This is a genomic window from Microcystis sp. M53603_WE2, assembly GCF_030065435.1.
Genome location: NZ_JASJFF010000102.1, coordinates 1 through 2,494, shown reverse-complemented (window position 1 = coordinate 2,494; position 2,494 = coordinate 1). Strand labels below are relative to the sequence as shown.

3 protein-coding genes and 1 pseudogene are annotated in these 2,494 nt (G+C 42.4%); 1 reads left to right on the top strand and 3 read right to left on the bottom strand.

Going from position 1 to position 2,494, the window contains the following annotated elements; translation table 11 throughout:
- Positions 1-85: 85 nt before the first annotated feature.
- Both PX481_RS02430 and PX481_RS02425 read right to left on the bottom strand, forming a co-directional pair.
- Positions 86-415 carry an ISAzo13-like element transposase-related protein gene (locus tag PX481_RS02430; protein WP_080603684.1) on the bottom strand — a complete coding sequence of 110 codons (330 nt, stop codon included), beginning with the start codon at positions 413-415 and terminating at the stop codon, positions 86-88.
- 57 nt (positions 416-472) lie between these two features.
- The gene (locus PX481_RS02425) at positions 473-919 is read right to left on the bottom strand and encodes a hypothetical protein (RefSeq protein WP_288093498.1); all 447 of its coding nucleotides are present in this window, start codon (positions 917-919) and stop codon (positions 473-475) included.
- Positions 920-1,015: 96 nt separating this feature from the next.
- Here PX481_RS02425 and PX481_RS02420 point away from each other — a divergent pair.
- Positions 1,016-1,090 (top strand): annotated as a pseudogene (locus PX481_RS02420) (DNA-binding response regulator); the annotation flags it as partial.
- A 52-nt stretch (positions 1,091-1,142) separates the two neighbouring features.
- On the opposite strand, the gene PX481_RS02415 reads toward PX481_RS02420, so the two are convergent.
- Positions 1,143-2,144 (bottom strand): phosphoribulokinase, encoded by a 1,002-nt coding sequence (locus tag PX481_RS02415; protein WP_287672588.1) that lies wholly within the window; start codon positions 2,142-2,144, stop codon positions 1,143-1,145.
- Positions 2,145-2,494 lie beyond the last annotated feature (350 nt).

Here is a 2,494-nt window from a genome sequence, read left to right as displayed (position 1 = left end):
TTGCCACTGGGTTTTTTGGGCAAATTCTACCATTCTTTTGATAAATTGAGTGCGGTTGCTGCGAGTGGCGGCTCCTCCATCTAAATCAATGACTAATTCTTCTAAACCCTGGATAGATTGCTTGATTTTCTTGCCACCACAACTCTAAACAATCTGCTACAAAATCTGAGGTTTCAGCCGATTGACCGAAATAAATTGACAGGCGTTCTCCCCTCACATCTAGAATTCCTAAAGGGACTAAAACAGCCGTCCATTCCCTATCATGATCATCAGCTTTTAATGGCTCGAGATAGCGGGCTTTCCCCTCACGAGATAAATTGCCTATCTTAACTTTAGCTTTGCTATCCAAGGAAATTCTCAAAGATTTAGTCTGGTTGTCAGCGGCTTGATTGGCTTGAGCTACGTTAGCAAAAATTGCCTCAGTTTCTGGAATTTTTTTGAGCGGTTTTATTTTTTGTGTTTTTTTTAAACTCTAGCCCATTCGATTCAAAATATCTCCAATGGTTTGACGAGAGGGCAATTGTTCATCTCGATAGCCTTTTTCTTCTTTTAATGCCTCTCTTACCTCTCTGGCACTGATTTTAGTAAAGGCAAAAGTTGATGGGAATTTAGGGTCTGCTTGCGAGGACATCTCCACTAAACTTTTAATATCTGCCTCTAAGTTTGGCAGCAGTTCCTCCGTTTTTTTTCTCCCCCTAGCACGATAATTATCAACGCAAATAATTCCAGTTTCTAGCTCTTTCAATCCCGTTGCTATTGCCTGCCTAGACCATCCCAATTCTGTTTCGGCTTGGCGCGGCGAAGAGTTAAAATAGTCTATAGTTACTTGCGCCATAAAAGCCCTTTTCTTAAAACCTGTCAGCTTTTTTGCCGCATCTTTCAAGCTTGATTTGATTTTTTCAGTCAGTTCAGTTACCATAGTTGAGAGTGAGAGTAACAAGTTGCTTCTCTAGTCTAGATGGTAATTTATTAATACGCAAGTCCCTAAGGTGACAGTTGAGGGTGCGGAATGTGGGTCTTAAATAAACTCTCTGTCGATGATCGCACTCAAGCGGCAGTGCTGGCCCTGCGGTCGGGATTAGTAGCTTAAAAAAAACCGGCACCCTAACCATATAGGATGCCGGTTCGGTCAAAACTAGAAACTAGACTTGGGCTGCCACTTTTGATTCGGCCGCCATTAGTTTTTCGTAGGTTTCACGCATTTTGAGACCGACTAACACTTGGAATAAACCCGTACCATTGGTAGAACCGGGATAATCCTTGTGTTTGAGCAGTAATTCCGTCATTTCACCGTAGTATTTAGTGCCGGTTTTGCTCAAATGGCTTTCGATGTAGATCATTTCTTCGAGGTTATCGAATTGACCATCTAGTTCCAGAATCGACACTTCATTCCCCAAGAAGCCATCCGGACCATAGTAGAGTTTAATACCGGGATAAGCGCAGGTCAATTTACGACCACAGGGCCGCCAATCGATGGTGGAACCTTCATCAAACAGATAAGCGGGTTCAAAGTTTTCCACCCCTTCTTTCTGGATTAAACGAACCCGTAGTAACTTACTTTCGTGATCTTCAAGTAATTGGGTGGGCAGCACTTGAATCACCACGTCAGCGTACTGTCTTTGGGGATCGATATAGGCACTGAAATCCGGTTTTCTAGAATTAATAGCCGCCATCACATCATCATAGGTGTGACCGCGCTCGGCCATATCCCGTTGAATTTTCCAGTTAACTTTGACTTCATCGCTAATATCGAGATAAACGCTGAAATCTAATAGGGACCGGACTCGTTCATCATATAAGGGGTGCAGTCCCTCGATCACGATTACCTTATTCGGTTCGATGATTTCGGGGGGATCGATCATCCCCGTTTCATGATTATAAATAGGTTTATTAATGGCTTGACCTTCCTTGAGCGCTTTAATCTGCTCATACATCAGGTCAAAGTTATTCGCTTTCGGATTGAGTGCGGTGACACCCACCTCTTTTCTCTGTTTGCGATCGAGGCAATGGTAGTCATCTAAACAGATCACTGTCATAAACTCGGCCCCGAATAAATCGGTCAAACGACGTAAAAAAGTAGATTTCCCACAACCGGAGTCCCCAGCTACACCGATTAGAACCACGCGCTCTGGCTTATTGGCCATAGTTTCCCTCTAAATACACGACTAATTGTTAACCCATAGTAGTAATTAAACCAGACTCTGGATCCAGCAGCACCCCGCCGCCACAAATTTCTGCTGCTGACAGGTTCGGCAAGAGTCTCACGCTAGAATGAGTAGGTATTTGATACTAGATTCTCTGTTCAGATCATACCGGAATCAGTGACCAAAATCAGTTATCAGTAATCAGTTATCAGTAGAACTCTTGCAAATTAATTATATGTTATAATGATGGGTTAACTAATTTTCCCCAAAAAATTAGTTAATCAGTACATTTGTCCTGAATGAAAACTTGAAGTTTAACTTTTAACTCAAAACTCTTTAGAGCTGCTTTA

Bases quoted from the DNA above. Each gene is read 5' to 3' on its own strand.
- PX481_RS02425 (WP_288093498.1), bottom strand. From the start codon at position 919: ATGGTAACTGAACTGACTGAAAAAATCAAATCAAGCTTGAAAGATGCG.
- PX481_RS02415 (WP_287672588.1), bottom strand. From the start codon at position 2,144: ATGGCCAATAAGCCAGAGCGCGTGGTTCTAATCGGTGTAGCTGGGGAC.